Below are 2,335 nucleotides of genomic sequence, written 5' to 3' on the forward strand. Positions count from 1 at the left end.
TACAGGTTTCGATCTTGACCAGCGGGTCACCCAACTTGTCGATCGTCTGTTGGTGATACTGGTTTGCAAAGAGGTCATTCTTAATGGCGCTGCGTTTCTTCATGGTGGTTAGCTCAGTAGACCAGCTTCCGATAACTTTATCAGCAAAATCAAACTCGGCTTAGGTTTTTCGAGGTGCCCTTGTATCTGCTGTTTGGTAATAATAATGTCATCTTTAAGATTTACAGAACATTGATGCTCTTTCGTTACGACAAAAGTTGCCATCAATAATGTGCAAACAATTAGTATAATACGTAACATATTTTCTCCTTTAACCCACAGCTTTTTATTGCCATATACTAAAAAACGGAGCGACCTATTCGTTGCGATAATAATTCTAAGGCAGTGCAACCTGCCAAAGAGTTCCCTGATTTATTCAATTCAGGTGACCATACCGCTACTGTAAAAGCATTAGGCACAACACAAATGATGCCACCGCCAACACCTGATTTACCCGGCATTCCAATACGAAAAGCAAATTCACCAGAACCATCGTACATACCACAAGTCATCATCAAGGCATTAATTTGTCGGGCTTGAATTGGTTTGATGATATGATCATTATTTAATAATCGTCCATTGTTGGCTAAATAATTAAAACATTGAGCCAATTCCACACAATTCATACTTAGCGAACAATAATGAAAATAAGTTTCTAATACCGCTAAAACATCGCTCTTGAAATTACCAAAAGATTTCATTAAATAGGCAATTGCTGCATTGCGACTGGTATGCTTCATTTCCGATTCCGCAACTTTGTTATCATAACTAATATCCGTTTGACCGGTAAGAGAACGAACAAACTCTAGCATTCGTTGCTTAGGTGTTCCAAATCGAAACTGCAACATATCAGTAATAATAATAGCCCCGGCATTAATAAAAGGATTCCGCGGTATACCCTTTTCCATTTCTAACTGTACCAATGAATTAAAGGGTAATCCTGACGGCTCTTTACCAACCCGACACCAAATTTCATCTTCCCGGTAACCGGTCATGGCCAAGGTAAGACCAAGTACTTTAGAAATTGACTGAATAGAAAAACGCTCATATGCATCACCGGCTGAAAATATCTCTCCTTCGACAGTACAAACAGCCATTGCCAAATGATTATTTTTCACTTTTGCTAATTCTGGGATATAATTTGCTACTTTTCCTTGTCCGATCAGAGCACGGACCTGTTGTAAAACATCTATGAGTAATGTATTAGAAAGCGTTGTGTTTAAAGTTTTCATATTTTAATACTATCCGATATTATTTTTATTTCCTATAAATTATCATGATAAAAATATAATCTATTTATTAGAATAATTTTTATCTATTTCCTATTTATGCTTTAAATCCATCCAATTGATTATTAAAAAATTTAATTAATTTCAAAACTCATAATTATCAAGTAACTATTATACAGCTAAATATCAATTAGTTAAGTTAATAACAAAAAAAATTTAGCATTCAGAAACATAATAAAATTTTAACTTATTATATAAAACATAACCACCCAACATTAAGCATCAGTAAAATTAATTAATATATTTAAACAGTTTAATCAATGCAATATCAAAATGGATAGCTAATTAAATACTAATTTAATATTTGTTTTAGCCAATATTATAAGCATGCTACTATTAGCTATTTGAAAAATATATTAATATTTTTTATGTTTGTATAATAAATGGAATGGCAGACAACCAGTTTGATTGATATAAAGCTATTAAAAATATATTGTTGGGCACCTCGAAAAACTCAAGATTTTCAATTAACCCTTGGCTTTCATTCTAAATAATTAGATTTTTTTTGATTATCACGCTACTGATTCTATCGCACATTGCCCTGGCTAGGGCCATTTGACCCATTCTGGGCGTCAGAAAGCCACGATGCACGCGCTCTGGAAGTACGCCAACCGCTTTAGGTTGTAACATGCTGCCATCATCGTCATGGCAAAATTAGCGCGCACCTGTCCAATAAGCGTGTTGCTTAATAGTGAAATAAGGGTGTTTCGGTGATTGAAGTAAATTTTACGCTGTTCTGAGATGGAAATTCCAAAGACCTGCGCTAAGGAGTAAGAAGGTATCATCAATAAAGGGTCTACGATTCCGTAAAATTTGGGTCATGCAACCGAGGCGCTTGATACCCGCGATGGCGTGTTCAACTGTAATACGGATGCCCGAGATTATTTTATTTTCTTGTTTTTGTTCAGGCGATAAAGGTCTTTTTCGAGTTCCTTTTTTTGGGATTTGTGTATTAGGATGCTGTTTATCTATACCTTGAAAACCGGTATCTGCCCAGATGGTTACCT

At 35.2% G+C, this 2,335-nt stretch carries 4 protein-coding genes; all 4 read right to left on the reverse strand.

The features are described from left to right. Positions 1-108: 108 nt before the first annotated feature. Positions 109-300, reverse strand: coding sequence for a hypothetical protein (locus CBG25_RS08495; protein ID WP_290606005.1), 192 nt, complete (start codon positions 298-300; stop codon positions 109-111). A gap of 38 nt (positions 301-338) precedes the next feature. Continuing rightward, on the reverse strand, positions 339-1,271 hold the full coding sequence (glsB, locus tag CBG25_RS08500; protein ID WP_290606007.1) for a glutaminase B: 933 nt from the start codon (positions 1,269-1,271) through the stop codon (positions 339-341). A 629-nt stretch (positions 1,272-1,900) separates the two neighbouring features. Next, complete coding sequence (locus tag CBG25_RS08505; protein ID WP_290606009.1) at positions 1,901-2,113, reverse strand: hypothetical protein; 213 nt, start codon at positions 2,111-2,113, stop codon at positions 1,901-1,903. Continuing rightward, on the reverse strand, positions 2,055-2,335 hold a 281-nt coding region (locus CBG25_RS08510), incomplete at its 5' end, for a transposase family protein (RefSeq protein WP_290603775.1). The genes CBG25_RS08505 and CBG25_RS08510, both read right to left, overlap by 59 nt.

The sequence above is a fragment of the Arsenophonus sp. ENCA genome, assembly GCF_002287155.1.
Taxonomy (GTDB): Bacteria; Pseudomonadota; Gammaproteobacteria; order Enterobacterales; family Enterobacteriaceae; genus Arsenophonus; species Arsenophonus nilaparvatae.

What these genes read in the sequence shown, in the direction of transcription:
- CBG25_RS08495 (WP_290606005.1), bottom strand. Translation starts at nt 300, where the DNA reads ATGTTACGTATTATACTAATTGTTTGCACATTATTGATGGCAACTTTT.
- glsB (WP_290606007.1), bottom strand. Translation starts at nt 1,271, where the DNA reads ATGAAAACTTTAAACACAACGCTTTCTAATACATTACTCATAGATGTT.
- CBG25_RS08505 (WP_290606009.1), bottom strand. Translation starts at nt 2,113, where the DNA reads ATGATACCTTCTTACTCCTTAGCGCAGGTCTTTGGAATTTCCATCTCA.